The 25714-nt window shown below is 68.2% G+C and carries 21 protein-coding genes; 10 read left to right on the forward strand and 11 right to left on the reverse strand.

The genetic code is table 11. The features are described from left to right. Positions 1-90: 90 nt before the first annotated feature. From grpE to glnE, 5 genes are all read right to left on the reverse strand, one after another. Positions 91-729, reverse strand: coding sequence for a nucleotide exchange factor GrpE (grpE, locus tag ACT6Y9_RS00950; protein WP_443743188.1), 639 nt, complete (start codon positions 727-729; stop codon positions 91-93). A 155-nt stretch (positions 730-884) separates the two neighbouring features. After that, positions 885-1901 (reverse strand): ferrochelatase, encoded by a 1017-nt coding sequence (gene hemH / locus ACT6Y9_RS00955; RefSeq protein WP_295478365.1) that lies wholly within the window; start codon positions 1899-1901, stop codon positions 885-887. A 136-nt stretch (positions 1902-2037) separates the two neighbouring features. Further along, positions 2038-2631 carry a VUT family protein gene (locus tag ACT6Y9_RS00960; protein WP_295478362.1) on the reverse strand — a complete coding sequence of 198 codons (594 nt, stop codon included), beginning with the start codon at positions 2629-2631 and terminating at the stop codon, positions 2038-2040. Between the two features lie 91 nt (positions 2632-2722). Next, positions 2723-3703 carry a YheT family hydrolase gene (locus tag ACT6Y9_RS00965; protein ID WP_295478360.1) on the reverse strand — a complete coding sequence of 327 codons (981 nt, stop codon included), beginning with the start codon at positions 3701-3703 and terminating at the stop codon, positions 2723-2725. 82 nt (positions 3704-3785) lie between these two features. Further along, positions 3786-6641 carry a bifunctional [glutamate--ammonia ligase]-adenylyl-L-tyrosine phosphorylase/[glutamate--ammonia-ligase] adenylyltransferase gene (gene glnE / locus ACT6Y9_RS00970; RefSeq protein WP_443743189.1) on the reverse strand — a complete coding sequence of 952 codons (2856 nt, stop codon included), beginning with the start codon at positions 6639-6641 and terminating at the stop codon, positions 3786-3788. A gap of 253 nt (positions 6642-6894) precedes the next feature. Between glnE and ACT6Y9_RS00975 the strand changes: the two genes are divergently transcribed. From ACT6Y9_RS00975 to ACT6Y9_RS00990, 4 genes are all read left to right on the forward strand, one after another. Next, entirely contained in the window at positions 6895-10929 is a 4035-nt protein-coding gene (locus tag ACT6Y9_RS00975; protein WP_443743190.1) for a YhdP family protein, read from the forward strand. Continuing rightward, positions 10926-11273, forward strand: coding sequence for a thioredoxin family protein (locus ACT6Y9_RS00980; RefSeq protein ID WP_295478350.1), 348 nt, complete (start codon positions 10926-10928; stop codon positions 11271-11273). The genes ACT6Y9_RS00975 and ACT6Y9_RS00980 overlap by 4 nt, the downstream gene beginning before the upstream one ends. A 66-nt stretch (positions 11274-11339) precedes the next feature. Then, entirely contained in the window at positions 11340-11933 is a 594-nt protein-coding gene (locus tag ACT6Y9_RS00985; protein WP_295478386.1) for a lysophospholipid acyltransferase family protein, read from the forward strand. Further along, a complete protein-coding gene (locus ACT6Y9_RS00990; RefSeq protein WP_443743191.1) occupies positions 11930-12901 on the forward strand; it encodes a phosphatidate cytidylyltransferase in 972 nt (323 codons plus the stop codon). Before ACT6Y9_RS00985 ends, ACT6Y9_RS00990 begins: the two co-directional genes overlap by 4 nt. Before the next feature lie 158 nt (positions 12902-13059). Here ACT6Y9_RS00990 and infA read toward each other — a convergent pair whose 3' ends face one another. Further along, positions 13060-13320 carry a translation initiation factor IF-1 gene (infA, locus tag ACT6Y9_RS00995; RefSeq protein ID WP_295478343.1) on the reverse strand — a complete coding sequence of 87 codons (261 nt, stop codon included), beginning with the start codon at positions 13318-13320 and terminating at the stop codon, positions 13060-13062. Positions 13321-13644: 324 nt separating this feature from the next. Between infA and hemG the strand changes: the two genes are divergently transcribed. Both hemG and ACT6Y9_RS01005 read left to right on the forward strand, forming a co-directional pair. Beyond that, positions 13645-14184: a menaquinone-dependent protoporphyrinogen IX dehydrogenase gene (hemG, locus tag ACT6Y9_RS01000; RefSeq protein ID WP_295478340.1), complete on the forward strand. Its 540-nt coding sequence runs from the start codon at positions 13645-13647 to the stop codon at positions 14182-14184. Positions 14185-14357: 173 nt separating this feature from the next. After that, positions 14358-16034 (forward strand): AMP-binding protein, encoded by a 1677-nt coding sequence (locus ACT6Y9_RS01005; protein WP_295478337.1) that lies wholly within the window; start codon positions 14358-14360, stop codon positions 16032-16034. Between the two features lie 116 nt (positions 16035-16150). Here the strand turns inward: ACT6Y9_RS01005 and ACT6Y9_RS01010 are convergent, their stop codons facing one another. Together ACT6Y9_RS01010 and ACT6Y9_RS01015 are read right to left on the reverse strand one after the other, a co-directional pair. Continuing rightward, positions 16151-17422, reverse strand: coding sequence for a M20/M25/M40 family metallo-hydrolase (locus ACT6Y9_RS01010; protein WP_443743192.1), 1272 nt, complete (start codon positions 17420-17422; stop codon positions 16151-16153). 28 nt (positions 17423-17450) lie between these two features. After that, positions 17451-17723 (reverse strand): RNA-binding S4 domain-containing protein, encoded by a 273-nt coding sequence (locus ACT6Y9_RS01015; protein ID WP_443743193.1) that lies wholly within the window; start codon positions 17721-17723, stop codon positions 17451-17453. Positions 17724-17901: 178 nt separating this feature from the next. On the opposite strand from ACT6Y9_RS01015, the gene ACT6Y9_RS01020 reads away from it, so the two are divergent. Beyond that, on the forward strand, positions 17902-18258 hold the full coding sequence (locus ACT6Y9_RS01020; RefSeq protein WP_295478329.1) for a CidA/LrgA family protein: 357 nt from the start codon (positions 17902-17904) through the stop codon (positions 18256-18258). A 7-nt stretch (positions 18259-18265) separates the two neighbouring features. Further along, positions 18266-19000 carry an LrgB family protein gene (locus tag ACT6Y9_RS01025; RefSeq protein WP_443743194.1) on the forward strand — a complete coding sequence of 245 codons (735 nt, stop codon included), beginning with the start codon at positions 18266-18268 and terminating at the stop codon, positions 18998-19000. 228 nt (positions 19001-19228) lie between these two features. Here ACT6Y9_RS01025 and ACT6Y9_RS01030 read toward each other — a convergent pair whose 3' ends face one another. Next, positions 19229-20359 (reverse strand): NAD(P)H-dependent flavin oxidoreductase, encoded by a 1131-nt coding sequence (locus tag ACT6Y9_RS01030; RefSeq protein ID WP_443743195.1) that lies wholly within the window; start codon positions 20357-20359, stop codon positions 19229-19231. Between the two features lie 79 nt (positions 20360-20438). Here ACT6Y9_RS01030 and mnmA point away from each other — a divergent pair, with 79 nt between their 5' ends. Both mnmA and ACT6Y9_RS01040 read left to right on the forward strand, forming a co-directional pair. Beyond that, the gene (gene mnmA, locus ACT6Y9_RS01035) at positions 20439-21527 is read left to right on the forward strand and encodes a tRNA 2-thiouridine(34) synthase MnmA (protein WP_443743196.1); all 1089 of its coding nucleotides are present in this window, start codon (positions 20439-20441) and stop codon (positions 21525-21527) included. A 43-nt stretch (positions 21528-21570) separates the two neighbouring features. Beyond that, positions 21571-24066, forward strand: a complete 2496-nt coding sequence (locus tag ACT6Y9_RS01040; protein WP_443743197.1) for an excinuclease ABC subunit UvrA — start codon at positions 21571-21573, stop codon at positions 24064-24066. A gap of 94 nt (positions 24067-24160) precedes the next feature. Here ACT6Y9_RS01040 and ACT6Y9_RS01045 read toward each other — a convergent pair whose 3' ends face one another. Further along, a complete protein-coding gene (locus ACT6Y9_RS01045; RefSeq protein ID WP_295480968.1) occupies positions 24161-24916 on the reverse strand; it encodes a TerC family protein in 756 nt (251 codons plus the stop codon). A gap of 107 nt (positions 24917-25023) precedes the next feature. Beyond that, on the reverse strand, positions 25024-25714 hold a 691-nt coding region (locus ACT6Y9_RS01050; RefSeq protein WP_443743198.1), incomplete at its 5' end, for a regulatory protein RecX.

Here is a 25714-nt window from a genome sequence, read left to right on the forward strand (position 1 = left end):
GGCGCCCTCCGGGAAGCATGAAAAAACCCCGGACCTCCGTCTGGAGAGGAGCCGGGGCTTCGGGGGCCGCTGCAGGGAGGCGCCGCAGGCTTACTGTGCGACGCTCACCATCGCCGGGCGCAGCACGCGGCCCGCAATGCTCCAACCGCGCTGGAAGACCTGCACGACGTCGCCCGACTTCAGGCCCTCAGGCGCCGGGACCATCGTGATCGCCTGATGCTGATGCGGGTTGAAGGGCTCGCCCTTCGGGTCGATCGGCTTCATGTCGGAGACGTCGAGCGCGTGCATGAACTGGCGGTAGGTCGCCTCCATGCCCTCGCGGATCGGGCTGTCGGGCTGGCCGGCCGTCGCCTCGAGGGCCTTCTCAAGGCTGTCGACGACCGGGAGCAGGTTTTCAGCGAACTTCTCGATCGCGTACTTGCGCGCCTTCACGATCTCCTCGGAGGAGCGGCGGCGGGTGTTTTCAAGTTCCGCCATCGCGCGAACGTAGAGGTCGTAGTGCTCAAGAACCTTCGCCTCGGAGAGCTTCAGCGCGACCTGCAGATCCTCGACGGTGCAGGTCTTTTCAGCGCCCGCCTCCTTCTTTTCGCCGCAACCGCACCCGGCCTTCGCGGCTTCGGGAGCGGCCTCATGCGCTTCGTGACCGTGGCAACCGCAGCCGCCTTCGCCGCCGCAGCAGCACTCTTCCTGGGACTTCTTCCCGGCCGTTTCGTTCTGAGCTTCAGTCATTTTTTCCGTTCATCCTTTCGGGTCTGAAGAGCGCGCGGACCGCAGTGAGTCCCGTCGTCCGCCGGGGACGCCGGGACAGCCTCCATGCGCCCTTGAATCCATTTCCCTTCCATATGGGGGCGGCGGGCCCGGTTTTCAAGGGCCGCGGGGGCGCGTCAGATCCAGCCCGCGAGCGCGCGCCGCGCGACGGCCGCGTAGGCGCCGACCGCCTCGTCGGAGTCGTTGAGGGCTGGGATGTAGTTGAAGGTCCCTGCAGGATTGCCCTTCAGATAGGCGCCGCGCAGCTCCCCGCCGATCTCCTCGATCGTCTCGAGGCAGTCCGCGGCGAAGCCCGGGCAAAGGACGTCGAGCCGCGGGAGTCCCTCGCGGGCCCACTTCTCAACGAGGGGAAGCGTGTAGGGCTGCAGCCATTCGTCGCGCCCGAAGCGGCTCTGGAACGACACCGTCCAGGCGCCTTCGGGGAGCTCGAGCCGGCGCGCGAGCGCGGCAGCCGTCTCCCGGCACTCCCTCTCGTAGACGTCGCCCATTTCGACGCCCTTCTTCGGGACGCCGTGAAAGCTCATGAGCAGCCTGCCGCCCGCGGCGACGGGCGAGCCCGCCTGCGCCCAGAAGCGGCGCACGTGCAGCGCCAGCGCGTCGAGGTATTCCGGCTCGATGTGGTAGCCGCGCACCGTGCGCAGCGCCGGGACGCTGCGCATGCCGAGCGCGGCCTTGAAGACCGCGTCGAAGCAGGCGGCCGTGGTCTGCGGCGCGTACTGCGCGAAGAGCGGCATCACGAGGACGCGCTCGATCCCCCCGGCGCAGAGGCCCCGCAGAACGTCGGCGACCGACGGGCGTCCGTAGCGCATCGCCCAGGCCACTCGCACGCTTCCGCCCAGAGCGGCCTCGAGCTTTTCGGCCGTGCGGCGGGTGTGGACGATGAGGGGCGAGCCCGCCTCGGTCCAGACGCTCTTGTAGCGCTCGGCGCTCTTCGCGGGCCGCACGCGCAGGATGATGCCGTGGAGAATCGGCCACCACTTCCATTTCGGCAGCTCGATCACGCGGCCGTCGGAGAGGAACTCCGCGAGGTACTCGCGCACCGCGCCCGCTTCGGGCGCGTCGGGCGAACCCGTGTTGATGAGGAGAACCGCGGCGCGCGGCTGCGCGGCGCTGGGGACGGTGGAATCCTGCATGAGAGCCTCGGCGGACCGTCCGCCCCGGCTGAGAGCGGACAAACGTCGGGCCGCACGCGGCGGCCCGAAGGAAGAATGTGTGCCCTGGGATTGTCGCCGCCCGCCGTTAAGAGGCGCTTAGCCGGCGGGAGGGGCCTCAGGAGGCGCGCACGGCGCTCAATTCGGCGTGGCGCTGACGCCAGAGCCAGAGCACGAGGCCGCCCGCGAGGCTCATCCAGAACTTGCCGAGCACCTGTCCGAAGAGGTAGTCGAGCGAACCGAAGGCGAGCGTGAGGAAGATCATGCTGTCCACCACCGAGCCGACGAGCCCCGAGACGATCACCGCCGTCGAGGGCAGGCGCTTTCTCATCGGCGTGTAGACGGCGAAGTCGGCGAGCTCGGAGAAGAGGAAGGCGCAGGTGGAGCCGAGCACGACCGCGGGTTCGGCGAGGACGGCCGAGAGCACGGCGCCCGCAAGGATCGCCGCAACCGTCCAGAGGTTGCCGAGGAGCGACTGCACGGCGTCGCGCAGCACCAGGGCGAGGCCGGCGAGCATCACGGCCGAGGGCGACCAGACGCCGGGCCAGACGGGGATGAGGCAGGGACCGTTCGGGTCGCAGACGAGGCCGACGTTCATCACCACCCAGTTGCCGAGCGGAATGGTGAGGATGAAGAGGACGAGCGTGACGAGCCCGATGCGGGAGGAGTGCGAGTTGAGGTCCGCGAAGGACGAGATGCGGCTGGCGGCCATGATGGGTGCTCCTGAGGGCGCATCTCCGGCGGAAATCCGGCGCGCCCTTCGAAGTGGGTCAACGAAGGAGGGGCACCCGACGCAGCAGGATTCAGCTGCCGGTGCCGAAAAAGCGCATCACGCGGCGCGGCAGATACCACAGGTCTCCCGAGAACCTCCCGCCTTCGGGGAAGCCCACGTGGCCGCCCTCCTCGGGGAATTCACCGATGACGGACGAGCTCATCTCTGCGGCCGTGGGAAGAACCCAGGCAGGCAGAAACGGATCGTTCTTGGCGTTCAGAAGGAGAAGCGGCACCCGCACGTTGGGCAGATACTGCTTTGCGGAGCATTTCTGCCAGTAGTCCATGGCGGATTTGAACCCGTGGACCGGCGCCGTATAGATGTCGTCGAAATCATACAGGCTTCGGCAGCGCTTGACAGCCTCGATGTCGAACATGTCCGGGTACTGCTTCGCCTTGAGGATGAGCTTCTCGCGCAGCGTCTTGAGGAACATGTCCGCATAGAGCGTGTTGACGCCCTTGTTGATGCGCTCGCTCCCGGCGACGAGGTCGATAGGTGCGCAGATCGAGACGGCCGCCTCGACGAGCCCTTCGGCTTCACGGCCGAGGTCGCCGAGGCACTTCACGAGCTGGTTGCCGCCCAGGGAGACGCCGACGGCGTAGAGCTTCGCTGCGGGGAAGCGCCCGTGCACGGTGCGCAGCACCCAGGCGTTGTCCGCCGTGTCGCCCGCGAAGTACGCGCGGGGCTTGAGGTTCATCACGCCCCCGCAGGTGCGGAAGTGCGCCACGACGCCGCGCCAGCCGCGCCGCGCGCACTCGCTCATGAGCGCCTCGGCGTAGTGGCTGTCGCTGCCGCCCTCGAGTCCGTGGAAGTGCACGAGCACGGGTGCGGACGGGTCCGCGGGCTCGGGCGTCGCCCAGTCCCAAGCGACGATGTCGCCGTCGGGCGTGTCCACGATTTCGCGCCGGTACGCGACGTGCGGACGCGGGGTGATGCGCGCAGGAATGACCGTCTGAAGGTGTCCGCCGGGGCACCACGAAGGCGCATGGTATTCAGAACGGAAAAGCGGCATGAGGAACTCTGCGTTTAGACGTGGGAAAAGTGCTGATGATAGGCCCGGACGCACCCGCCTCGGGCGCGCCGGAAAGATGTCGTTACGCGGATTTGCGCTCGGGCCCGTCTTCGCCGAAGACGCTGCGCCAGAGTGCGCGCACGGCCTGCGCCTCGTCCTCGATCATGGCGGCCGGAACGCGCGCCGGAACGCTCTCGCCCGCGTTGAGGCGGATCTCGTGCTGCAGCGCCCGGTAGCGGCGGTAGGCGCACGCCGCACGGGCGGCGAGCGTCTCGTCGAGGATGCCGAGGCGCGCCGACATCTCGAGGAGCAGGATGTTGCCGAAGTTGTTGACAAGCTCGGGGTGCTCCGCGCTCCAGCCGAGCACGCAGTACTGCACGATGAACTCCACGTCCACCATGCCGCCGCGATCCTGCTTCAGGTCGAAGAGCCCGCTCGTGTTGGCGTGGCCCTCGAGCATGCGCGCGCGCATCGCGCCGATCTCGCGTGCGAGCGCCGTGCGGTCGCGCGGGGTGCGCAGAATCTCGGCGCGCTCGACTTCGAAGCGCCGGCCGAGGTCCGGGTCGCCGGCGACGAACCGCGCGCGCGTGAGCGCCTGGTGCTCCCAGAGCCAGGCGCCGTTGCCGTCGATGTTGCGCTGGTAGCGCGAGAACATCTCGAAGGAGCAGACCGCGAGTCCGTTCTCGCCGTTCGGCCGCAGCCGCAGATCGACGTCGAAGAGCTTGCCCGAGGAGGTCTGCACAGTGAGCGCGCTCATCATGCGACGCACGAGTCGGCTGTAGCGCCGATCCGCGTCCGGATCCGGATCGTCGTAGAGAAAGACGAGGTCGAGGTCGCTCTGGTAGCCGAGCTCCTTGCCGCCCAGCTTCCCGTAGCCGATCACGGCGAAGTGCGGCGGCTCCTCGGGACGGCCGGGCATTCCCGACCAGGCAAGGTCGAGCACCTCGGCGATCACCGCGTCGGCGAGGGCCGAGAGCTGGTCGGCGAGCCGCTCGACGGCGAACCGCCCGTCGAGATCCGCGACGAGAAGCCGGAAGACCGCGCCGTGGTGCGCGTCGCGCAGATAGTTCATCTGCCGCTCCTGGTCGCCTTCGGCGGAGACGAGCTCCGCGTGGAGGGACTCCCGCCAGGCGCTCCACTCGACGGGCGTGAAGTCGTCCATTTCGGAGCTCCTCGCATCGACAAGCTCGTCAAGCACGATCGGATGGCGCACGACGTAGTCCGTGCTCCAGCGCGAAGCGGCGAGCACGCGGCCGACGCGGGCCGCGGCGCTCGGGTATTCGTAGAGCAGCGCCGCATAGGTCGAGCGCCCCGCGATCGCCTCGAGCAGCTGCAGGTAGCGCGAGAGCTCCTCGGCCGGAGAGATCACGCGCGCACCGGAGCGCTCGATCCACTCGGGGCACTTCTCAACCACGAACTGCACGAGCCGGCGCAGGCGCGTGCGGGCCTCTTCGGAGAGCATCGAGGAGCGCCGGCCGCGCACGAGCGAAAGGATGCGTGAGGCGAGTTCACCGTTGGCGGCCGCGGCCGCGCCGTAGCCGAAGCGCTCGAGCAGATGTTCGAGCATCTCGGGCGCGGCGGGCGTCCCTTCGGCCCAGCCGAGGGGCCAGCGGCCCTCGTCCTGAACTTCGGCCTTCTCCTCGTTCACGTGGAAGACGCCGTCGAAGGCCGAGGCGACGAATTCACGCACGCCCTCGACCTCGCGCCAAAGTTCGTCGGGGTCGGCGCCGAGGAGTCCCGCGGCGCGCCGGAGCACGTCGCCCCCGCGCGGCAGCCACTGCGTCTGCTGATCGTCCACGTACTGCAGCGCATGTTCGACGTCGCGCAGGAACACGTAGGCAGCCGAGAGGCGGTGCGCCACGTCTTCGGCGAGTGCGCCCGCCTCAACCAACGCGTCGATCATCGGCAGCGTCGAGCGGCCGTGCAGCTTTTGCTCGCGCCCGCCGCGGATCACCTGCAGCGTCTGCACGATGAACTCGATCTCGCGGATGCCGCCGCGGCCCAACTTCACGTTGCAGCCCTCGCGCCCGCGCGCCTGCTCGCGGCGGTTCGTCTCGGCGCGCACGAGCTCATGGAGCTTCGTGAGCGAACTGATCGCGTTGAAGTCGAGGTACTTGCGGAAGACGAAGGGCTGCACGAGGTCGTGGATACTCTTCACCTGCTGCGCGAACGCCTTGGGCGGGGCGAAGACCGGACCGCTCACGACGCGGCCCTTGAGCCAGGCGAAACGCTCCCAGTCGCGGCCCTGCGTGTAGAGGTACTCCTCGAGCATGCCGCTCGAGGAGACGATGGGTCCGGCGTCGCCGTTCGGGCGCAGCCGCATGTCCACGCGGAAGACGAATCCTGGCCCTTCGGGATCGTTCAGGGCCGGAATGATGCGCCGCGCGAGGCGCGCGTAGAACTCCTCGTTCGTCACCGAGCGGCGGGCGTTCGGGAATTCCGCGGTCGGCCGCGTCTCGCCGTCCTCGTCGAAGAGAAAGATGAGGTCGATGTCGGAGGACACGTTGAGTTCGGCGCCGCCGAGCTTGCCCATGCCGACCACGAGGAGGTCCTGCGGCACGCCCTCGGGGCTCGAGGGAACGCCGAGGCGTTCGGCGAGCTCGCGCGCATGCACGCGCACCACCGCCCGCACGGCCTCTTCGGCGAAGATCGTCATCGTCTCGACCACCTCGTCGTAGCCGCAGGCTCCGGTGGCGTTGCGGCCGATGAGGGAGAGCATCAGGTCGCGCCTCAGGAGCCGGAGCTCCAGGTCGAGCGCCTCGCTCGTTGCGGCCGCGCCGATGCGTTGGACGATGCGCCCGCGCGTCCAGGGCTCGCTGCAGAGCAACGCGAACCGCTCGAGCCTCTCTGCGTCCGTCCCGCCGGGCAGCATCGCCTTGAGCGAACGCGCGGCGAACACTGAAAGCTCTGCGGTCTGCTCGAGCGTGGGCTTCTCCATTTCCTCTTCCTCCACTTTTGGACAGGCGTGCGGATACGCGTCTCCTCCCCGAGGAAGAAAAGACGCGCGCCTGATGCAATTGTATGTAGCACCTGCTCCGCGCCCCGGCGCGCCGACGCGTGCTAACGTTCACCCAAAACGCACCGTCCTCCATCAAACAACCGTGAACGAAACCCGCCGAACCACCAAGAGCGGCGGCAGGCCTCCCCGCACTGCGCGCGGAGCCCGGCCGCTTGCGCGCACCGCGCTCAGGGTGCTTCTCGCACTCTGGTTCACCGCAGGCGCGGCGATCCTCTTCTCGCGCTGGTTCGTCACGCACGAGCTCCCCGAGCATCTCTCCGAATACGAGCGACTCCTCACCGAAGCCACGGGCGTCGTCGTGAAGGCGGACCGCATCGAGGTGGGCTTCACGCTGCTGCGCCCGGTCGTCGTGCTCGAGGACGTGACCCTTACGCGCCGCGGCGGCCCCGTGTCGCTTCATCTGCCCAAAATCGAAGCCGAGCTCGCCTGGGGGTCGCTCTGGCACCTCGAGCCGCGCTTCGCCACGCTCATCCTCTCGAATCCCGAGCTCAACGTGCGCCGCATCGGCGCGCGCACCTTCGACGTCGCGGGCTTCACGATCGACCTTTCGTCTCCCCGGGAGGAGAGCAAGGACACCGCCGGTGCGAGCGTGCTCGGCCTGCTCTTCGCCCAGGGGCGCCTCATGATCGAGGGGGGCTCCTTCCGCTACACCGACGAGACGGCCGCCAGTGCGCGCACCGTCTCGCTCGAGCGCGTCAACGCGGCCTTCGAGCAGCGCATCCTCGACTACCGCGCCGCCGCGCAGGGCGAGATCCGCATCGACGACGCAGCAAGCGCCTTCGACCTGCGCGGACGCATCGAGAAGCACTTCTTCATGCAGGCCGACGACCCGCTCACCTGGCGGGGGACGGCCTATGCGGACCTGCCGCGCACCGCCGTGGACCGGCTCCTCGAACGGATCGGCCTCGGCGGCATCCTGCGCGACGGCTTCGGCGCGGCGAAGCTCTGGGCGGACTTCGAGGGCGACCGGATCACACGACTCTCCGGATCCGTGAACGTCGCCGACGTGCGCGCGCAGATCGCACCCGAACTCGCCGAACTCGACCTTCCGTCGCTCTCAGGGCGCTTCGCCTTCGCGCAGAGCGCTTCGTCATTGAGCTTCACAGCCTCGAACTTCGCCTTCCAAACGGGCGAAGGCACGCGCTTCGGCCCGGCGGAGCTCACGGCCGAATGCGGCTTCACGGAGACGCGCACGCCCACGGGCTGCCGCTTCAGCGCCTCCGAAGTGGCCGTCGGCACGATCGCCCGGCTCGGCCCCGCGCTGCCGCTCCCGCAGGCGGCGCTCGACTTTCTGACTGAAAAGGCCGTCTCGGGGCAGCTCTCGGACGTCTCGGCCGCATTCGAGGGCGACTGGGCCGATCCGAAGAACTGGACCCTCTCGGGGAACTTCACCGGCCTCACGCTTCCCGCGGGCGATGGACCGCTCCCGGGCTTCCGCAACCTTTCTGGCATGGTGCGCGCCGAAGGCGCGGGCGCCTTCACGATCGAACTCGACACGCACTACGCCGCGCTCTACTTCCCGCAGGTCTTCCGCACGCCGCGCTTCGACGTGACGAAGCTCACGGGCGCCGTGCACGTGAAGATGGGCGATCCCTTGGAGCTCGCCTTTACCGACGTCGTGCTCCTCAACGGCGACGGACTCGCGCGGGCCGCGGGCAGGTGGCGCGGCACGGGAGGCCCGGGCGAAATCGACCTCTCGGGCACGATCGAGCGCGCCGACGGCGCGGCCGTGCACAAGTACCTCCCCCTGGTCGTGGGCGACCCGGCGCTCGACTACGTCGAGTCGGCCGTGATCGCCGGGCGCGGCGCCAACGGCGTCTTCGCCGTGCGCGGCCCGCTCGAGAGCTTCCCCTGGGACGGCGCGGACCGGGACAAGGGCGAATTCCGCATCGAGGCGGACGTCGAGGCGGGCTCCATGGACTTCATGCCCTCGCACGCAAAGGGCGCCGACGGCGGCTGGGTGCGCGCGGCCGAGTGGCCCGTCCTCACCGACATCCGGGGGCACCTCGCCTTCGTCGGCAACCGCATGACGATCACGGGCAAGAGCGCGCGCTCGCAGCAGCTCTCCGCCTCGAAAGTGAAGGTTGAGATCGCCGACTTCACCGCCTCGCCGCCGGTGCTCACCGTGGACGGCACGGTGACGGGCGACCTCGGCGCCGCGCTCGCCTACCTCGGCCGCGCGAAGTTTCTCCGGGACGCGATCGGCACGCCCTTTGCGCAGTCGAAGGGCTCGGGCCCCGTCTCCGCCGCAATCTCCCTGCACGTGCCGCTGGGACCCGGAGACAAGACCTCCTACACCGTCACGGCCGACCTCTCGAAGGGGCGCTTCACGTATCTGCCCATCCTTCCCGAAGCGCTCGACCTCACGGGGCGACTCGTCGTCGCCTCTGAGGGCATCTCGACGCCCAAGCCCTTTGCCGGCCGCACGGCGGCGGGTCCGCTCAAGGTCACGGCGGCCTCGGACGCCAAAGCGGTGCGCCTCGACATCCACGCCGAGAGCTCGGCCGAAGACTTCGAGCGCCTCGTCGACCATCCCTTCCTCGCGCCCTGGTTCCGTGAGTTCTCTGGCGCCGCGCCCGTGCGTGCCGAGGTGTTCATCCCCTGGGCGGCGGGCGCCCCCTTCCGGCTTGAAGCCGAGAGCTCGCTCGAGGGCGTCGCCTCCCACCTCCCCGCCCCCTTGAGCAAAACCGCCGCGGAAAAGCTCCCCGCGAAGCTCTCCTACCGGAGCGGCGGCGGCTCGACCGCGCTCGAATTCACCACCGCGCCCCTCGTCAACGTCGCGCTCGCCTGGGAGAAGGACCGGCTTTCGCACGGCTTCGTGGGCGTCGGCGCCCCGATGCGGCGCGTCGATTCGGGGTTCGAGGCCGTCGTGAAGACGGGCGCGGTGGACCTCACCGCCTGGGCGCAGGCCTGGGAGCGCGCCGGCGCACACTTTGACGCGGCGCAGCGCGGCGCAGGTGCCGCCCCCAAGCCCGCCCCCCTCACCCGCGTGGACTTCGCCGCCGACGACCTCGTCTGGAAGAAGCGCTCGTTCGGCGGCGTGGACGCCACCTGGCTGCAGCTCCCGGGGCTCTGGCACCTGCGCACGCAGGGCCCGCTCGCCTCGGGCCAGGTTGAATACCTCGAGGAGGCTCCGGGGCGCACGCCGAAGCTCACGGTGAAGCTCGGCCGCCTCTACGTTCCTGCCGCGCCCGCCGCCGAACCGAAGGACGCCGCTGCGCATACCGCCCCCGCGCAACCTTCCGGAACCTCCGGCGAAGGCTCCTCCGTCCTCGACGCCCTCAACGCGATGCCGATGCTGCCCGACCTCTCGGTGGTCGTGGACGACCTCCGCTGGGGCGAGCGCCGCATCGGCAAGCTCGAGGCGACGGCGCACAACCTGCCGATGACCGCCCTCGGGCGGGAGTGGCGCCTCGACGAGCTCGTCGTGCGCAATGCCGGAGCGACCCTCACGAGTTCGGGCGGCTGGCTGCGGCCCACCCCCGAAGAGGCCGGCACGACCAAACTCAAGGCCGCGCTCATCGTGCGCGATGCGGGCGACATGCTCTCGAGCCTCGCCTTCGACGACGTCCTGCGCGGCGCCCCCGGCCGCGCCGACCTTGAGCTCTCCTGGGCGGGCCGACCTTCGGCCTTCAGCCTCAGGACCCTCTCGGGCCCCGTCTCGATGGAACTTGGCGCCGGGCAGCTGCTGCAGGTCGAGCCGGGAGCGGGGCGGCTCCTCTCGCTACTCTCGATGCAGCACCTGCTGCGCCGCCTCACGCTCGACTTCCGCGACGTCCTCGCCAAGGGCTTGCGCTTCGACTCCTTCAACGCGCAGTCCCGGCTCGAGTCGGGCGTTCTGCGCGTCGAGAAGACCGCACTCGCCGGGAGCGCCGCCACGGTGGTCACCTCGGGCAACGTGGACCTCGTCAACAACATCCTCGACCTCAAGGCGCTCGTACTGCCGAGCATCAACGCCGAAGGGCCCTCGCTCGCGCTCGCCATCGCCAACCCCGCCGTCGGCATCGGCACCCTCATCGCGCAATGGGTCCTCAAGGACCAGATCTCGAACTTCCTCTCGACCGAATACGAGGTGAAGGGCTCGCTCGACGATCCAGCGGTGACGAAGATCGCCTCGCCCATAAATCGCACGGAGAAGACAACCGAGAAGGCCCGCGACGAAGCCGAGCGGGCGGCGCACCCGGGACGCCGGGAGGCACAGCCGTGAGCGCGCTCGAGCTCAGCCCAACCGCCCTCGAGTCCCTCATCAATGCGGGCGGCCCTGTCTTCGTGCGGTTCACGGGCGATTGGTGCGGCGCCTGCCGCGCCTCGGCGCCCGTCTTCGAGGCGGCCGCCGCAAAGTACGCCGCGCGGGCGCACTTTGCCGAGGCCGACGTCGCGCGCATGGAGGAGCTCACCCAATCCTGCGGCGTCTCGCGCCTTCCCTGCGTCGTCTTCTTCACCGGCGGCGCCGACGAGACGGCGCTCGCCGGCCGCTGCACGCCCGCCGCGCTCGAGCGCTTCATCGAGGGCGCGCTCGCCTCGGTCCGACCGACGCCGGATGCAGGATAATGGAGGGATTGCATTCACCTTTCACGTCAAGAGACGTCAAAAGCAGTGTTCACCCCGTTCAAGCTGATGACCCCCATCGTGTGGCTCACGCGCCTTCTCGTCGGCGCCTATCCGCACTGGCAGGGCTGTGCGCCGTCTCCGCGCCAGCGCATTTACTTCGCCAACCACACGAGCCACCTCGACACCATCGTGATCTGGGCGTCGCTGCCGCCGGAGCTGCGCAGCCGCGTCCGCCCGGTCGCCGCCAAGGACTACTGGGAGAAGGGCGTGCTACGCCGCCGCATCGCCCTCGACGAGCTGCGCTGCGTGCTCATCGACCGGCGCCGGCGCGAACACGCCAACCCGCTCGACCCGCTGCGCGAGGCGCTCCGTCAGGGCGACTCGCTCATCATCTTCCCTGAGGGCACGCGCCGGCCGCAGCCGCTGCCGAGCCCCTTCAAGTCGGGCATCTGGCACCTGATGACGGAATTCCCCGACGTCGAGTTCATTCCGGTCTACATCGAAAACCTGCACCGCGCCATGCCCAAGGGCGTGCTCATTCCGGTCCCGACGGTCTGCTCGGTGCGCTTCGGCGCCCCGATCCCGCACTCGCCCACCGACCTGAAGGACGACTTCCTCAACCGCGCGCGCGACGCCGTCATTGAACTTTCCAAAGCATGAGACTCGGTTTCCACATTCAGGAAGCGTACGCCTTCCTTTTCGTCGGCCTGACGCTGATCGCCGCCCTGGGCACCTTCTACGTCTCCTGGGCGCTCAGCCGCGTCGTCACACCGGAGCGCCGGCAGCGCCTCAAGGTCGTCTCCTCGCGCCTGCGCATGGCCTGGTGGCTCATCGCGGTCTTCACGATCGCCTTCCTGCTCGGGCAGCCCGCGCTCCTCTTGTTCTTCGCCTTCATCAGCTTCTTCCTGCTGCGCGAGTTCATCGCGATCACGCCGACGAAGCCCACGGACCACTACGCCCTCGTGGTCGCCTTCTATCTGGCGATTCCGCTCCAGTACGTCGCCATCGGCTTTGACCGACCGGAGATCTTCACGCTCTTCATCCCGGTCTACCTCTTCCTCGCGCTTCCGGTGATCATGGCCTTCTCGCACGACACGGACCGCTACCTCGAGCGCGTCGCGAAGGTGCAGTGGGGTCTGATGCTCTGCGTCTTCTGCCTCTCGCACGCGCCGGCGATCGCCACGCTCGAGCTCACGCGCTACGGCTCCTCCGGGCCGCTCCTGATGCTCTACTTCCTGCTCGTGATCTTCGTCTCGGACCTCTGCGGCGCATTGGCGAGCTCGATGCTCAAGGGCAAAGAGCTGCGCTTCAACATGAACCGCACCGTGGTGGGCACGACGATCGGGTGCCTGTGCGGCTTCATCGCCGGCGCGCTCATGTACTGGATCACGCCCTTCCGCTTCTGGCAGGCGCTCCTGATGTCGCTCGCCGTCGTGATCGCGGGCGTTCTCGGCGACCTCGTCTTCAACTGCGTCCGCCGCAGCATGGGTGTGGAGCGGCTCGCGGGCGAAGAGGAGACCTACATGACGCGCGGGCTGCTCGCGCGCCTCGCGCCCGTCACCTTCGCCGCGCCGGTCTTCTATCACCTCACGACGAACTTCTTCATCACGTTCAAGGACGTCTTCTAGCGGCGCTCCCAGGGAGCTCCTTGCCAGAGAGGAGCGCTCTCCCGGCCGCAGAAACGACGAAGCCCGCGCAAAGGAATCTCCTTCGAGCGGGCTTCTTCTTTTTCACGCCGCCCCGGGTCCTTAGGGGAGCCGGAACGGACGCAAGGGCGGGATGGGCCTCAGCGGCGGCGCTGCCCCTGCGGCGCGGCGGGCGCGCGGCCCTCGATATGACGGAAGGTGATGCGGCCCTTCGTCAGATCGTACGGCGAAAGTTCGAGCGAAACGCGGTCGCCGGCGAGAATGCGGATGTGGTGCTTGCGCATCTTGCCGTTCGTGTAGGCGATCAGTTCATGACCGTTGTCGAGCTTCACTCGGTAGCGGGCGTCCGGGAGCACTTCCAGGACCTGACCCGACATCTCAATGAGATCTTCCTTTGCCATATGAATCCATCTTTAGGGAAACGGAACCCGGGACGGCCGCGCGGATGCGGCCCGCGTCGCGGGACGTACTTAAGGGGTCGGATTCTAACACCGACCGCGCGCCGCACCGTGAAATCTTCCCGGGAAATCAGCACCCGCCGCGCCTCAGACTCAGGGGAAACCCCGCGGAGGTCGGGCGGCGGCTCTTAAGAACCATAAAATCCCCCCGCGATAACATCAACAACGTCCGCCACATTCGAATCAGCAGGCGCGGACGTCAGGCGGCGGCAGTTGGGCCCATCGTTTTCCCATCTCGACGCCTGCCGCACGCAGGAGAAACAAAAAATGAAGTCAGTGCTCGTTCTCTACCACAGCAACTACGGCCACACCGCCCGCATCGCCCGCCGCATCTGGGAGACGGTGATCGCCGAAGGCAACCAGGCCGATCTGATGTGCGTGATGGAAGCCGACCGCGAGGGTCTCGACTGGAACAAGTACGACCTCGTGATCATCGGCGCGCCGGTCTTCTACGGCAAGTTCGAGCGTCAGTTGGTCGCCTTCGTCAACCGCTACAAGGCGATCCTCGACGCCAAGGCCACGAGCTTCTTCTCCGTTTCGGTCGTCGCCCGCACGCCCGCCAAGGCCACGCCCGAGGGCAACGTCTACACGCGCAAGTTCCTGCAGAACAACCCTTGGAAGCCCAAGGACGCGCACTGCTTCGCCGGCAAGGTGGACTACCCGAACTGGCGCTGGTTCGACACCAAGGCGATCCAGATGATCATGAAGATGACGAAGGGCCCGACGGAGCCGACCGCCATCATCGACTACACCGACTGGGAAGACGTCGAGAACTACGCCCGCCACTGCCTCACGTTGCAGGCTTGACGGTCACGATTCCGGACGGAGCGCGCCGCGCCCCGTCCGGAATTCCGCAATGCCGGCGCCGGCGCGTCCCCTCCCCGGGCGCCCCGCGCCGGCATTTTGCTTCTGAACAACGCTCTTTGAGCCCCTCCTTTCGGTTACACTCGGGCCCGCTCTGATTTTTCTGGAAACCTCCAATGGCTGACTTCCCCTGGTACGGCGTCTATCCCGCCGGCGTTCCGCACACGATTGATCCCGACAGCTACCCGAACATTCCGGCCGTCCTCGACGAGGCCGCCCGCAAGTTCCCCAAGCGCACGGGCTACACCAATCTCGGCGCCGACCTCTCCTACGCCGACGCGAGGAAGCTCTCCATCGACTTCGCGGCCTATCTGCAGACGCTCGGCCTCGAACCGGGCGACCGCGTCGCGTTGATGATGCCCAACCTTCTGCAGTACGTGGTCGCCGTCTTCGGCATCCTGCGCGCGGGGCTCACGGTCGTGAACATCAATCCGCTCTACACGGCCCGCGAGGTGCACCACACGCTCGAAGACTCCGGCGCAAAGGCGGTGGTGATCATCGAGAACTTCGCCCGCACGCTCGAAAAAGCCCTGCCCGGGACGGACTGCCGCCACGTGGTCCTCACGGCCGCGGGCGACATGCTTCCCATTCCGAAGCGCTGGATGGTGAACTTCATCATCAAGCACGTGAAGAAGATGGTCCCCGAGTACACGCTCCCCGGCGCCGTCTTCTTCCGCGACGCGCTCTCCCGGGGCGCCTCCGCAGGGTTCAAGTCCGTCGAAGTGAAGTCCTCCGACCTCGCGTTCCTGCAGTACACCGGCGGCACCACGGGCGTCGCCAAGGGCGCCGAGCTCACGCACCGCAACATCATCGCCAACATCCTGCAGGTGAGCGCGTGGATTTCCAACGCCTTCGAAGAGGGGCGCGAAACGGTCCTCACGGCGCTGCCGCTCTACCACATCTTCTCGCTCACGGCGACGCTCGTCTTCACGAAGTGGGCCGCCGAGATGGTGCTCATCACCAACCCGCGCGACATGGACGCGCTCGCGCGCGAGTGCATCAAGCACGACGTCTCCGTGATCATCGGTGTCAACACGCTCTTCGCGGCGCTCCTGCGTAGCCCGGTCTTCGCCGCGGCGAAGCTCAAGCGGCTCAAATTCACCTGCGGCGGCGGCGCGCAGGTCCAGCAGGTGGTCGCCGAAGAGTGGCTCAAGAAGACGGGTGTGCCGATCCTCGAGGCCTACGGCCTCACGGAGTGCAGCCCCGCCGTGTGCGGCAACATCCCGGGCGCCCCCTGGGACGGCTCGGTGGGCGCGCCCGTCTCCTCGACCGAGGTCTCGATCCGCGGCGACGGCTTCCGCGACCTCGGCGTCTGCCCGGAGGGGGCCGACCCCACACCGTACACGGGCGAGATCTGCGTGCGCGGCCCGCAGGTGATGCGCGGCTACTGGCGCAAGCCCGAGGAGACCGCGGGCGTGATGCGCGACGGGTGGCTCCGCACGGGCGACATGGGCCACATGGACCACCGCGGCGTGATCTCGATCACCGACCGCAAGAAGGACATGATCATCGTCTCGGGCTTCAACGTCTATCCAAATGAGGTGGAGAACGTGATTGCCGCGATGCCGGGCGTCCTCGAAGTAGGCGTCACGGGCGTGTCGAGCGCGAAGTCGGGCGAGACTGTGAAGGCCGTGATCGTGAAGAAGGACCCGGCGCTCACCGAAGCCGACGTGAAGGCCTGGTGCGCCAAGGAACTCACGCGCTACAAGATCCCGCGTGTGATCGTCTTCGTCGACAGCCTCCCGAAGACCCCGGTCGGAAAAATCCTGCGCCGGGAGTTGAAGGACCTCTAAAGCCCTTCTTCGGGACGTTGAAAAAAGCCGCATCCCCGGCGACGGGAGGTGCGGCTTTCTTCTTTTCCGGGGAGGTGCACCCCTCAGCGGGGCGCCCCTCCGGGAGCGGGGACGAATCAGGCCTTGCGGACCGGAAGCACCGGCTTCTCGCCGCAGGCGCCGACGAGGGCGGCAGCGGCGAGGAAGACGAGCTGGGGACCGAGCTCGGTGTCCACCTTCTCAAAGTACTCGGTGAGCGAGTGCGCGTTCACGCCGCGGCCGCCCGAGCAGAGGCAGGTGGAGGGCACGTTGAGGCTCATCGGGGCATTGGCGTCCGTCGAGGAGCAGATGTACTTCGTGAGCTCGATGCCGAGGACCTTCTGCGCGGAGCGCGAGACCTGCAGCACCGGGCAGTCGTCCGGGCGCATGCCCGCGGGACGGTTGCCGATCTGGGTCTTTGTGAGCTTGAGGCGCCATTCGTCCTCGGTGACGCCCCAGAAGGCGTTCTCTTCGGCGACGGCCTCCTCAAAGGCGGCGAGCACGGCCGCCTCGAGCTTGAGGAGCTCCTCGTTGTTGACCGAGCGCATGTCGACCTCGACCTCGCAGTGCGCGGCGATCGAGTTCACCGTCGTGCCGCCCTTGATCGTGCCGATCGTGTAGGTGGTCTTCGGATCGGACGGAACGCGGAAGTTCGCCATCTTGGCGCCGGCGCGGCAGATCGCGTGAATGGCCGACGGGCAGACGCCGAAGTCGGCGTACGAGTGGCCGCCCTTGCCGTCGATCGAGAGGCGCCAGCGGTGCGAGCCCGTCGCACCCTTCAGAACGCGGCCGACGTCGGTCGAGTCCACGGCGATGAAGCCGTCGATGTGGCGCTTACCCGAGAAGAGGTCCTTGGAGCCGCGGATATCGCCGTTGCCTTCCTCGCCGACCGTGCCGACGAAGAGGATGTCGCCCGTAGTCTCGATCTTGTTGTCGTTGAACATGCGCAGCACCTGCAGAAGCGCACGCAGACCCGCGCAGTTGTCGCCGATGCCCGGCGCACGGTAGATGTTCCCCTCGCGGCGGACCTTCACGTCCGTGCCGGCCGGGAAGACCGAGTCCATGTGCGCGCCGATCGCGAGCACGGGGCCCTCGCCCTTGCCGGGACGGCGGCCGACGACGTTGCCGATCGGGTCGATCACGACGTCCGTGAGGCCGTACGCACGCATCAGTTCAGCGACGCGCGCGGCGCGCTTCTCTTCGTGAAACGTCGGCGCCTCGATCTCGCAGAGCTCGACCTGCTCCTCCATCGCGCGGTCGGTTTCGCGCGCGGCCTGCTCGAAGGCGGCCTTCACCTCGGGCTTCCGGGCGAGCGCCTCAACCTGGGCGAAGACTGCTTCGGAAAGCGGGGGAATGGTGTTCTTGGACATGGCCTCTCTCCTCAATGAAATCCGCAGGTTATTTTGCCGGGTTGATTTTTTCCAACGCGGAAGCCGCGGCCGCGGGATCGGCCTCGACGCGAATCACGGAGCCCGCGGCGCAGACCGCTTCGCCCCCGCGGAGCTTGCGCCCGCGCCGGGTCTCCACGACGCCGTCCACCTTCACCTCGCCCTCCAGGATGCGCGCCTTCGCCTCCCCGCCCGTCGAGGCGAGGCCGGCGGCCTTCATGAGCGCGTCGAGCGTGATGTATTCACCCTTCAGAACGAACGGGACTTCCTTTTCCTGAGTCATGACGGAAAAAATTCCTCTATAAGAACGACATGGCCGCGCCTTATCTCAGATCAACCCGTTTGGGAAGACGATCGGCCGAAACCGTGACAGAATGCGATCCCTCATTATCCGTGAACCCAGGACCCGCGTTTTCCCTCACAGGGAATACCCTCACGAGCCCTGAATCCCGACTTTTCACATGCTTTCCTCCATTGCGATCGTCCTCGGGTACCAGGTCGTCGGCGAACTGATCAGCCGCCTCACGGGCCTGCCCGTTCCGGGCCCGGTCTTCGGCATGGTGCTCATGCTGCTCTCCTTCTTCGTGAAGGACGACCTCGTCGGCCGGGTGCGTCCCACCGCCGGCGTGCTCCTCGCGAACCTGTCGCTCCTCTTCGTGCCTGCAGGCGTGGGCATCATGCGCCACGGCGAGCGGTTCCTCAACGAGGGCGTGGGCATCATGGTGACGCTCGTCGCCTCAACGGTCATCGCCATGCTCGTGACGGCCTACATCATCATCGCCGTCGAAAAGTGCATGAAGATCAAGGACGAGGAGTAGCCGGAAAATGGAAGCTCTGTTTCTCGACGCCTTCGAACACCTCGAGGCGAACCCCGCCTTCTGGCTCTGCCTCACGCTTGGGCTCTACGTCTTCGGCCAGGTGGTATTCAAGGCAGCGAAGTTCAATCCCTTCGCGAGCCCGATCATCATCGCCGTGGCGCTCCTGATCACGATCCTCGTCGTGACGGGCGTGCCCTACGAGACCTACTTCAAGGGCGCGAACTTCATCCACTTCCTGCTCGGGCCCGCGACGGTGGCGCTCGCCGTGCCGATTTACGAGCAGCGATCGAAGCTCGCGCGCCTCTGGCTACCGCTCTTCCTCGGCCTGCTCGGCGGGTGCGCGGCGGCGATGGTCTCCGTGATCCTCATCGGGAGCGCCCTGGGCGTCTCCTCGCAGACGCTCCTCTCCCTCGTGCCGAAGTCGGTGACGACCCCGATTGCCATGGGCATTTCCGAGTCGATCGGCGGTCTGCCCGACCTCACGGCCGCACTTGTGGTCCTCACGGGCATGACGGGCTCGATCATCGGCCGGCCGATCTTCAACCTGCTGCGGCTGCGCTCCGACCCGGTCTGCGGCTGCGCCCTCGGCCTCTCCGCGCACGGCATGGGCACGGGCGCGGCGTTCCTCATCAGCCAGCGCGCGGGCGCCTTCGCCGGTCTCGCGATGGGCGTCTCGGGCATCATCTCCGCCTTCATGGCGCCGCTGCTCGCCTTCCCGCTCATGCATCTGCTCGGCCGGTGAAAAGTGCATCCTGAAAGCCGCAGGCGTCCGCGACTCAACGCGTTCGGGACGATCGCCGCCCGTTGATCCGTCCCGCCGCACGGCAGAGTGCCGTCAATGAAACCGCATTGCAAAAAAAGCTCCTACAGCGAAAGCAGCTGCAGGAGCTTTTTTCATGAAGGCGGAAGGTCGCACCGGAATCCCGGACGAGGCCTTCTGCTTTGTTTTTAGGAAAAGCGGATGCGGGCCTCAGGCGATGAGCGCGGTGATGCGCTCAACGGCTTCGGACGCGGTGCGGTAGGCACTTCTGCCCACGGACTGACCGAGGAAGACCGCCTCGAGCTCCTCTCGGCCCGCGCGGCGCGCCGCCTCCGTGAGGGGGCGCATGAGCACCTCGGGGAGCGGCCAGGCCGGGAGCACCGCTTCGTAGTCGGCGAGCGCGTCGAGCAGGGGCGAGCGCAGGCACCGCACAAGCCGGCCCGTATAGAGCCGCGTCGTGGTGAGCGCGGCGGCGTCGGCCCAGACGAGCGCGCGCCTGGTGTAGGGCGTGGCAAGCGACTCCGCCGCGCCCGTGAGGGCCGTGCCGCACATCACGGCCGAAGCGCCGGCGAGGACGAGACCGAGCGCCTGCTCGGGCCCGCAGACGCCGCCCGCGGCGACGACCGGAAGGCGGGTTGCCTTCGCCGCGGCGGGAACGAGCGCGTTGAGGCCCGTCATCACGTCGTCGCGGTCCTCGAAGTTCGCGCGCGGACCGCCCGCCTCCGATCCCTGGAGCACCACGGCGTCGACCTTGGCCGCACGCAGCACCTTCGCCTCGCGCAACGTGGTCGCCGTGCCGATGTTCACGATCCGCGCGTCGAAGAGCGCCTCCGCCTCGGGTTCGCGAAAACCTCCCGACGTGGAGAGAACGGCCGCGGGACGGGCCGCAAGAACGGCGGCGAACTGCGCCTCAAAGCGCGCGGCAGCGCGATCGAGCGTGAAGTCGTACCGCTCGCGCCCCTCCTTCGAGAGGGGAGCGGGAAGTCCGAGGTCCTCGAAAACCGCGGAGAGTCCGTCGGCCAACTGATGAAGCGCCTCCGGGGCGCGGCCGCCCTTCGGGGGGATGCGGATCTGGAAGGCGAAGGGCTTCGTCGTCTTCGCGCGGACAGCGGCTGCGGCCGCCGCTACTTCTTCGGGCGTCATTTCGCCCACGGGCAGAACGCCCAAGCCTCCCGCTTCACTCACGGCCGCGACGAGATCCACTCCCGCGACGCCTTCCATCGGGGCCGAGAGAAAGGGCTTCTCAATCCCGAGCCGTCCGCAGAAGGCCTGTGCCCGTGCGCGGCCTGCGTTCACCGCCAACTCGATGGCGCCTGCGGCGCCCGACTTCACTTCCTGCATCTCACTCCTCTCTTAGAATGCCGCCCGTGATGAACTTCTTGACCGGCCGCCCGATTCTATAGGGTCGCCGCACACGCACATGGCAAAGCAGAAAGTCGTTGTCGGCCTCTCCGGAGGCGTGGACTCCTCGGTGAGCGCCTGGCTCCTGAAGGAGCAGGGCTATGAGGTGGTCGGCCTCTTCATGAAGAACTGGGAGGACGACGACGACGGCGAATACTGCTCCTCGCGGCAGGACTTCCTCGACGCGGCGGCCGCGGCCGACGTGGTCGGCATCGACATCGAGGCGGTGAATTTCGCCCGTGAATACAAGGAGCGCGTCTTCTCGGACTTCCTGCGGGAGTATTCCGCCGGCCGCACGCCCAATCCGGACATCCTCTGCAACTCCGAGATCAAGTTCCGCGCCTTCCTCGACCATGCGATGCGCATGGGCGCGGACTGGATCGCCACGGGCCACTATGCGCGCGTCGCGCGCGCCGGGGGCGAGACGCAGCTTCTGCGCGGCGTCGATCCGGGCAAGGACCAGAGCTACTTCCTGCACCGGCTCTCCCAGGAGCAGATCGCCCGGGTGATCTTCCCCGTGGGCGGGATGATGAAGACCGAGGTGCGCCGCATCGCGACCGACATCGGGCTCCCCAACGCGAAGAAGAAGGATTCGACCGGGATCTGCTTCATCGGCGAGCGGCCCTTCCGCGAATTCCTGAGCCGCTACCTCCCGACCGAGCCCGGCCCCATCCGCACGCCCGACGGGCGCGTCGTGGGCGAGCACGTCGGCCTCTCCTTCTACACGCTCGGCCAGCGCAAGGGCATCGGCGTGGGCGGCCAGCACGACTCCACGGGCGAGCCGTGGTTCGTCGCGAAGAAGGACCTCAAGACCAACACGCTCTGGATCTGCCAGGGCCATGACCATCCGTGGCTCCTCTCGCACGAACTCACGGCCGTGCACCCGAGCTGGGTGAGCGGGCGCGCGCCCGACCCGTCGGCGCCGGTCACCGTCAAGACCCGCTACCGCCAGGCCGACGGCCCCTGCCGCCTCACGGCGGTGGGTCCGGACGCCTTCACGCTCGCCTTCGACGAGCCGCAGTGGGCAGCCACGCCCGGCCAGAGCGCCGTGCTCTATCAGGGCGACGTCTGTCTCGGCGGCGGCTTCATCGACGTGGTGGAGCGGTGAACGACTCATCTCTAAACTCAACCTCAGCGGCAGGAGGTCCGGCATGGCCGAACCCGGATTCATTCCAAAGAGCATCCTCGTGCGCGGCGCGCGGGTGCACAACCTTCAGTCGGTCAACGTGGACGTCCCCCTCAACCGCATCGTCGCGGTCGCGGGCCTCTCGGGCTCGGGGAAGTCCTCGCTCGCCTTGGGCGTGCTCTACGCCGAGGGGTCGAGGCGCTACCTCGAGTCGCTCTCGACCTACACGCGCCGGCGCATGACCCAGGCGGCGCGAGCCCGGGTGGACGAGGTGCGCTACGTCCCGGCGGCGCTCGCGCTCCATCAGCGCCCGGGCGTGCCCGGCATCCGGAGCACCTTCGGCACGGGGACGGAGCTCCTCAACGTGCTTCGCCTCATCTACTCGCGCCTCGCGAGCCACCGGTGCCCGAACGGGCACTACGTGCCGCCCACCACGGACGTCGCCGCCGAGCGCCCCCTCAGGTGCCCGACCTGCGGTGCCGAATTCTTCGCCCCCGGCGCAGAGGACCTCGCCTTCAACAGCCGCGGCGCATGCCCGAAGTGCTCCGGCACGGGCGTCGTGCGCGAAGTGGATGAAGCGGCCCTCGTTCCCGACCCCTCCCTCACGATCGACGAGGGTGCGGTCGCCCCGTGGCAGACCTTGATGTGGTCCCTGATGACGGACGTCTGCCGTGCGATGGGCGTGCGCACCGACGTGCCCTTCCGCGACCTCACGCCCGAGGAACGTGAGATCGTGCTTCACGGCCCGGCCGTGAAGAAGCACATCCTCTACCGCCCCAAAAACGGCGCGCAGCCCGCGGAACTCGACTTCACCTACTACAGCGCCGTGCACACGGTCGAGAACGCCCTCGCGAAGGTGAAGGATGAAAAGGGCATGAAGCGCGTCGAGAAGTTCCTGCGGGAATCCGTCTGTCCGGCCTGCGGCGGATCGCGGCTCTCCGAGGCCGCCCGCGCACCGCGCGTGCGCGGCATCGGTCTCGACGAAGCCTGCCGGATGCCCCTCTCGGACCTCGCCCTCTGGGTGAAGGGCATTCCCGAAACTCTCCCTGAAGCGATGCGGCCGATGGCCGAAAGCATCTGCGCGAGCTTCCTCGACGCCGCGGAGCGGCTCCTCGAGCTCGGCGTCGGCTACCTCGCGCTCGAGCGCAGCGCCGCCACGCTCTCCACGGGCGAGCGGCAGCGCGTGCAGTTGGCGCGCGCCGTGCGCAACCGCACGACGGGCGTCCTCTACGTGCTCGACGAGCCCTCGATCGGGCTCCACCCGGCCAACATCGCCGGGCTCTCGGGCGTCATGCGGGACCTCGTCGCCGACGGCAACTCGGTGGTCCTCGTGGACCACGACGTCGAGATTCTCAAGGACGCCTCCTGGCTGATCGAAATGGGGCCGGGCGCGGAGTCCGCGGGCGGGCGCGTCGTGGTTCAGGGGCCGCTCGCCGAGGCGGCGGCCGATCCCAGATCCCTCATCGGGCCCTATCTGCGGCACGCCGCCGCGCCGGCGCGCCCCGAGCGCGCGGCCAAGGCGGACATGTTCCGCTTCGGGCGCATCCGCCTCTCGACAGGGCCGATCCACACCGTCAAGCCCCTCGAGGTCGAGGTGCCCAAGGGACGCCTCACGGTCGTCACGGGCGTTTCGGGCTCGGGCAAGACCACGCTCGTCCTCGAGAGCCTCGTGCCCGCCCTCAACGCGCTCATCGGCTCCCGGCCGCTTCCGGCGCACGTGAAGTCGGTCGACGCCGCCGGCATCCGCCGCGTGAAGCTCATCGACGCCACGCCGATCGGCGCGAACATTCGCTCGACGGTCGCGACCTACGCCGACGTGCACGACGAGCTGCGCCGCGCCTTCGCCCGCACGAAGGACGCCCGGGCGGGCGGCTGGAAGAGCGGTGACTTCTCCTACAACACGGGGCGGCTGCGCTGTCCCGTCTGCGACGGCACGGGCGAGATCAGCCTCGACGTACAGTTCCTCCCCGACGTGGACGTGCCCTGCCCGGCCTGCCGGGGCTCGCGCTACGACAAGGCGGCCTTCCTCATCCGCCGCCGGAGCGCCGACGGCGCCGAGCATTCGCTCCCCGAACTCATGGACATGGACCTCTCGCACGCCCGCGCGGCCTGCGCCGACCTCAAGGGCGTCGCGCCCCGACTCGAGCGCCTCGAAGCGCTCGGCGTCGGATACCTCACGCTCGGCGAGGAGACGCCGGGGCTCTCGGGCGGCGAGGCGCAGCGCCTCAAGCTCACGAGCGAACTCGGCCGGGGTCAGGACGACGCGCTCTTCGTCTTCGACGAACCCACGATCGGGCTCCATCCGACCGACGTCGCGCGCCTTCTCGGCATCTTCGAGAAGCTCCTCGCTCAGGGCGCCACCCTCGTTGTGATCGAGCACGACCTCGACCTCATCCGCAGCGCCGACTGGGTGATCGACCTCGGTCCGGGCGGCGGCGCCTCAGGCGGCCGCATCGTCGCCACGGGCACCCCGGAGGAGATCCGCGGCGCACCGCAGAGCGTCACGGGCCGCTACGTGTGAGGGGATTGCCCGCCGCAGGTAAAACAAAACGGCGGACCTCCCGTTTGATGGGAGCGTCCGCCGTTCTTTTGGAAGTGCGCGGGGCTTGGAAGGGCTACTGCGCCTCGTCCTTCGCGGGCACGGCGTGGAGCTTGAGCGCCGCCTCGTGCTCGGCGCGCTTCTTCCTCGCGATCAGCCAGCCCACGAGCACCACCAGCACGGCGCCGGCGATGCAGGCCGGGTAGTGCGCCATGAAGCTCATCTCGGGCCAGTGCGAGACCACGTAGCCGTCCGACACGATCATGCCGCCGGCGATCCAGCCGAGGAGGCCGCCACCGAAGTAGATGATGATCGGGAAGCGGTCGAGGAGCTTCAGGACCACCTGGCTGCCGAAGACGATGAAGGGCACGGAGACGATGAGGCCGAAGATCACGAGCAGCGTCTGGTGCGCCTCGTGCGCCTGCTGCGCCGCGCCGGCGATGGCGATCACGTTGTCGAAGGACATCACAAAGTCCGCGACGATGATCGTCTTGATGGCGCCGAGGAGCTTCTGGCTGCCCTCGATCTTCTCATGCGACTCGTATTCCGGAATGAGGAGCTTCACGCCGATCCAGAGGAGGAGGAGCGCGCCCACCACCTTGAGGAACGGAAGGTCGAGCAGCATCACCGCAAAGGTGATGAGCACGACGCGCAGCGCGATTGCGCCCGCCGTACCCCAGAAGATGCCCTTCGCACGCTGTTCATGCGGCAGGTTGCGGCACGCCATGGCGATCACAACCGCATTGTCGCCGCCCAGCAGAATGTCGATCAGGATGATCTGCCCGACCGCGGCCCAGTGCAGGTTGACCAGCAGGTCCCAGAGGTACTCCACTTCTTTCTCCCGGAATGATTTGTAAGGAGTGATTGTTGAACGTCAAATTCTAGCCGCCGCTTTTCCTTCCTGAGGGTGGCGGCGGCGAAAAAATTTCTTCACCAAAATCAGTACTGCTCCTCCGACAGCTCCACTTCTCCGCGGATCACCTTCTGGATCGCCGACATGCCGAAGCCGCGCGCGGCGAGGTAGCGCACCATCTTTTCGCGCTCCTTCCAGTTCTCCGGAGGCTCGCTCCAGCGGCGGCTCCAGATGCGCCAGGCGCGGACCTCCTCGGGCTCCTCGACTTCGGCGAGCGCATTCTCGATCGCCTCGTCCGAAACACCGCTCATGCGGAGCTCCCGGCGCAGCCGCAGGTCGCCCATGCGGCCCGCCGACGCGCGCACCTTCATTTCGGCGTAGCGCTCGTCGGAGAGGAGCCCGAGCTGCTCCAGGCGGTCGAGCGCCTCGACGACCTCCTCGCGCGTCTCGCCCTCGGCGAGGTTCTGCAGGAGCTTGCGCCCAAGGTCGCGCCGCGAATACTCGCGCCTAGAAAGCGCGTCCACCGCGCGCGTCATGATGCTGCGCGGCTGCTTCGCGCCGCGGCCGCGCCGGCGGCGCTCGGCCTCAAACACCTCCGGATCCGCGCAGGTGTCCGCATCGACCGCGAGCACCGTGCCGTCCTCGCGCAGCACGTCGAAGGCGTCGAGATCCTCGGGGAAGCGGATCACCTTGGCGCCGCCGAAGCGGTCCTCCGCGGGCTCCTGCGCGAGGGGCGCCGGCGTCGCTTCGGCGGGGGCGGGCGCCTCACGGACGGCC

This window comes from Sutterella sp., assembly GCF_052272535.1.
Lineage (GTDB): Bacteria > Pseudomonadota > Gammaproteobacteria > Burkholderiales > Burkholderiaceae_F > Sutterella.

Coding starts and splice junctions, on each gene's coding strand:
- ACT6Y9_RS01005 (WP_295478337.1), top strand. CDS start 14,358: ATGGCTGACTTCCCCTGGTACGGCGTCTATCCCGCCGGCGTTCCGCAC.
- hemH (WP_295478365.1), bottom strand. CDS start 1,901: ATGCAGGATTCCACCGTCCCCAGCGCCGCGCAGCCGCGCGCCGCGGTT.
- glnE (WP_443743189.1), bottom strand. CDS start 6,641: ATGGAGAAGCCCACGCTCGAGCAGACCGCAGAGCTTTCAGTGTTCGCC.
- ACT6Y9_RS01015 (WP_443743193.1), bottom strand. CDS start 17,723: ATGACTCAGGAAAAGGAAGTCCCGTTCGTTCTGAAGGGTGAATACATC.
- ACT6Y9_RS01040 (WP_443743197.1), top strand. CDS start 21,571: ATGGCCGAACCCGGATTCATTCCAAAGAGCATCCTCGTGCGCGGCGCG.
- ACT6Y9_RS01010 (WP_443743192.1), bottom strand. CDS start 17,422: ATGTCCAAGAACACCATTCCCCCGCTTTCCGAAGCAGTCTTCGCCCAG.
- ACT6Y9_RS00960 (WP_295478362.1), bottom strand. CDS start 2,631: ATGGCCGCCAGCCGCATCTCGTCCTTCGCGGACCTCAACTCGCACTCC.
- ACT6Y9_RS01020 (WP_295478329.1), top strand. CDS start 17,902: ATGCTTTCCTCCATTGCGATCGTCCTCGGGTACCAGGTCGTCGGCGAA.
- infA (WP_295478343.1), bottom strand. CDS start 13,320: ATGGCAAAGGAAGATCTCATTGAGATGTCGGGTCAGGTCCTGGAAGTG.
- hemG (WP_295478340.1), top strand. CDS start 13,645: ATGAAGTCAGTGCTCGTTCTCTACCACAGCAACTACGGCCACACCGCC.
- grpE (WP_443743188.1), bottom strand. CDS start 729: ATGACTGAAGCTCAGAACGAAACGGCCGGGAAGAAGTCCCAGGAAGAG.
- ACT6Y9_RS01030 (WP_443743195.1), bottom strand. CDS start 20,359: ATGCAGGAAGTGAAGTCGGGCGCCGCAGGCGCCATCGAGTTGGCGGTG.
- ACT6Y9_RS00990 (WP_443743191.1), top strand. CDS start 11,930: ATGAGACTCGGTTTCCACATTCAGGAAGCGTACGCCTTCCTTTTCGTC.
- ACT6Y9_RS00985 (WP_295478386.1), top strand. CDS start 11,340: ATGACCCCCATCGTGTGGCTCACGCGCCTTCTCGTCGGCGCCTATCCG.
- ACT6Y9_RS00965 (WP_295478360.1), bottom strand. CDS start 3,703: ATGCCGCTTTTCCGTTCTGAATACCATGCGCCTTCGTGGTGCCCCGGC.
- ACT6Y9_RS01025 (WP_443743194.1), top strand. CDS start 18,266: ATGGAAGCTCTGTTTCTCGACGCCTTCGAACACCTCGAGGCGAACCCC.
- mnmA (WP_443743196.1), top strand. CDS start 20,439: ATGGCAAAGCAGAAAGTCGTTGTCGGCCTCTCCGGAGGCGTGGACTCC.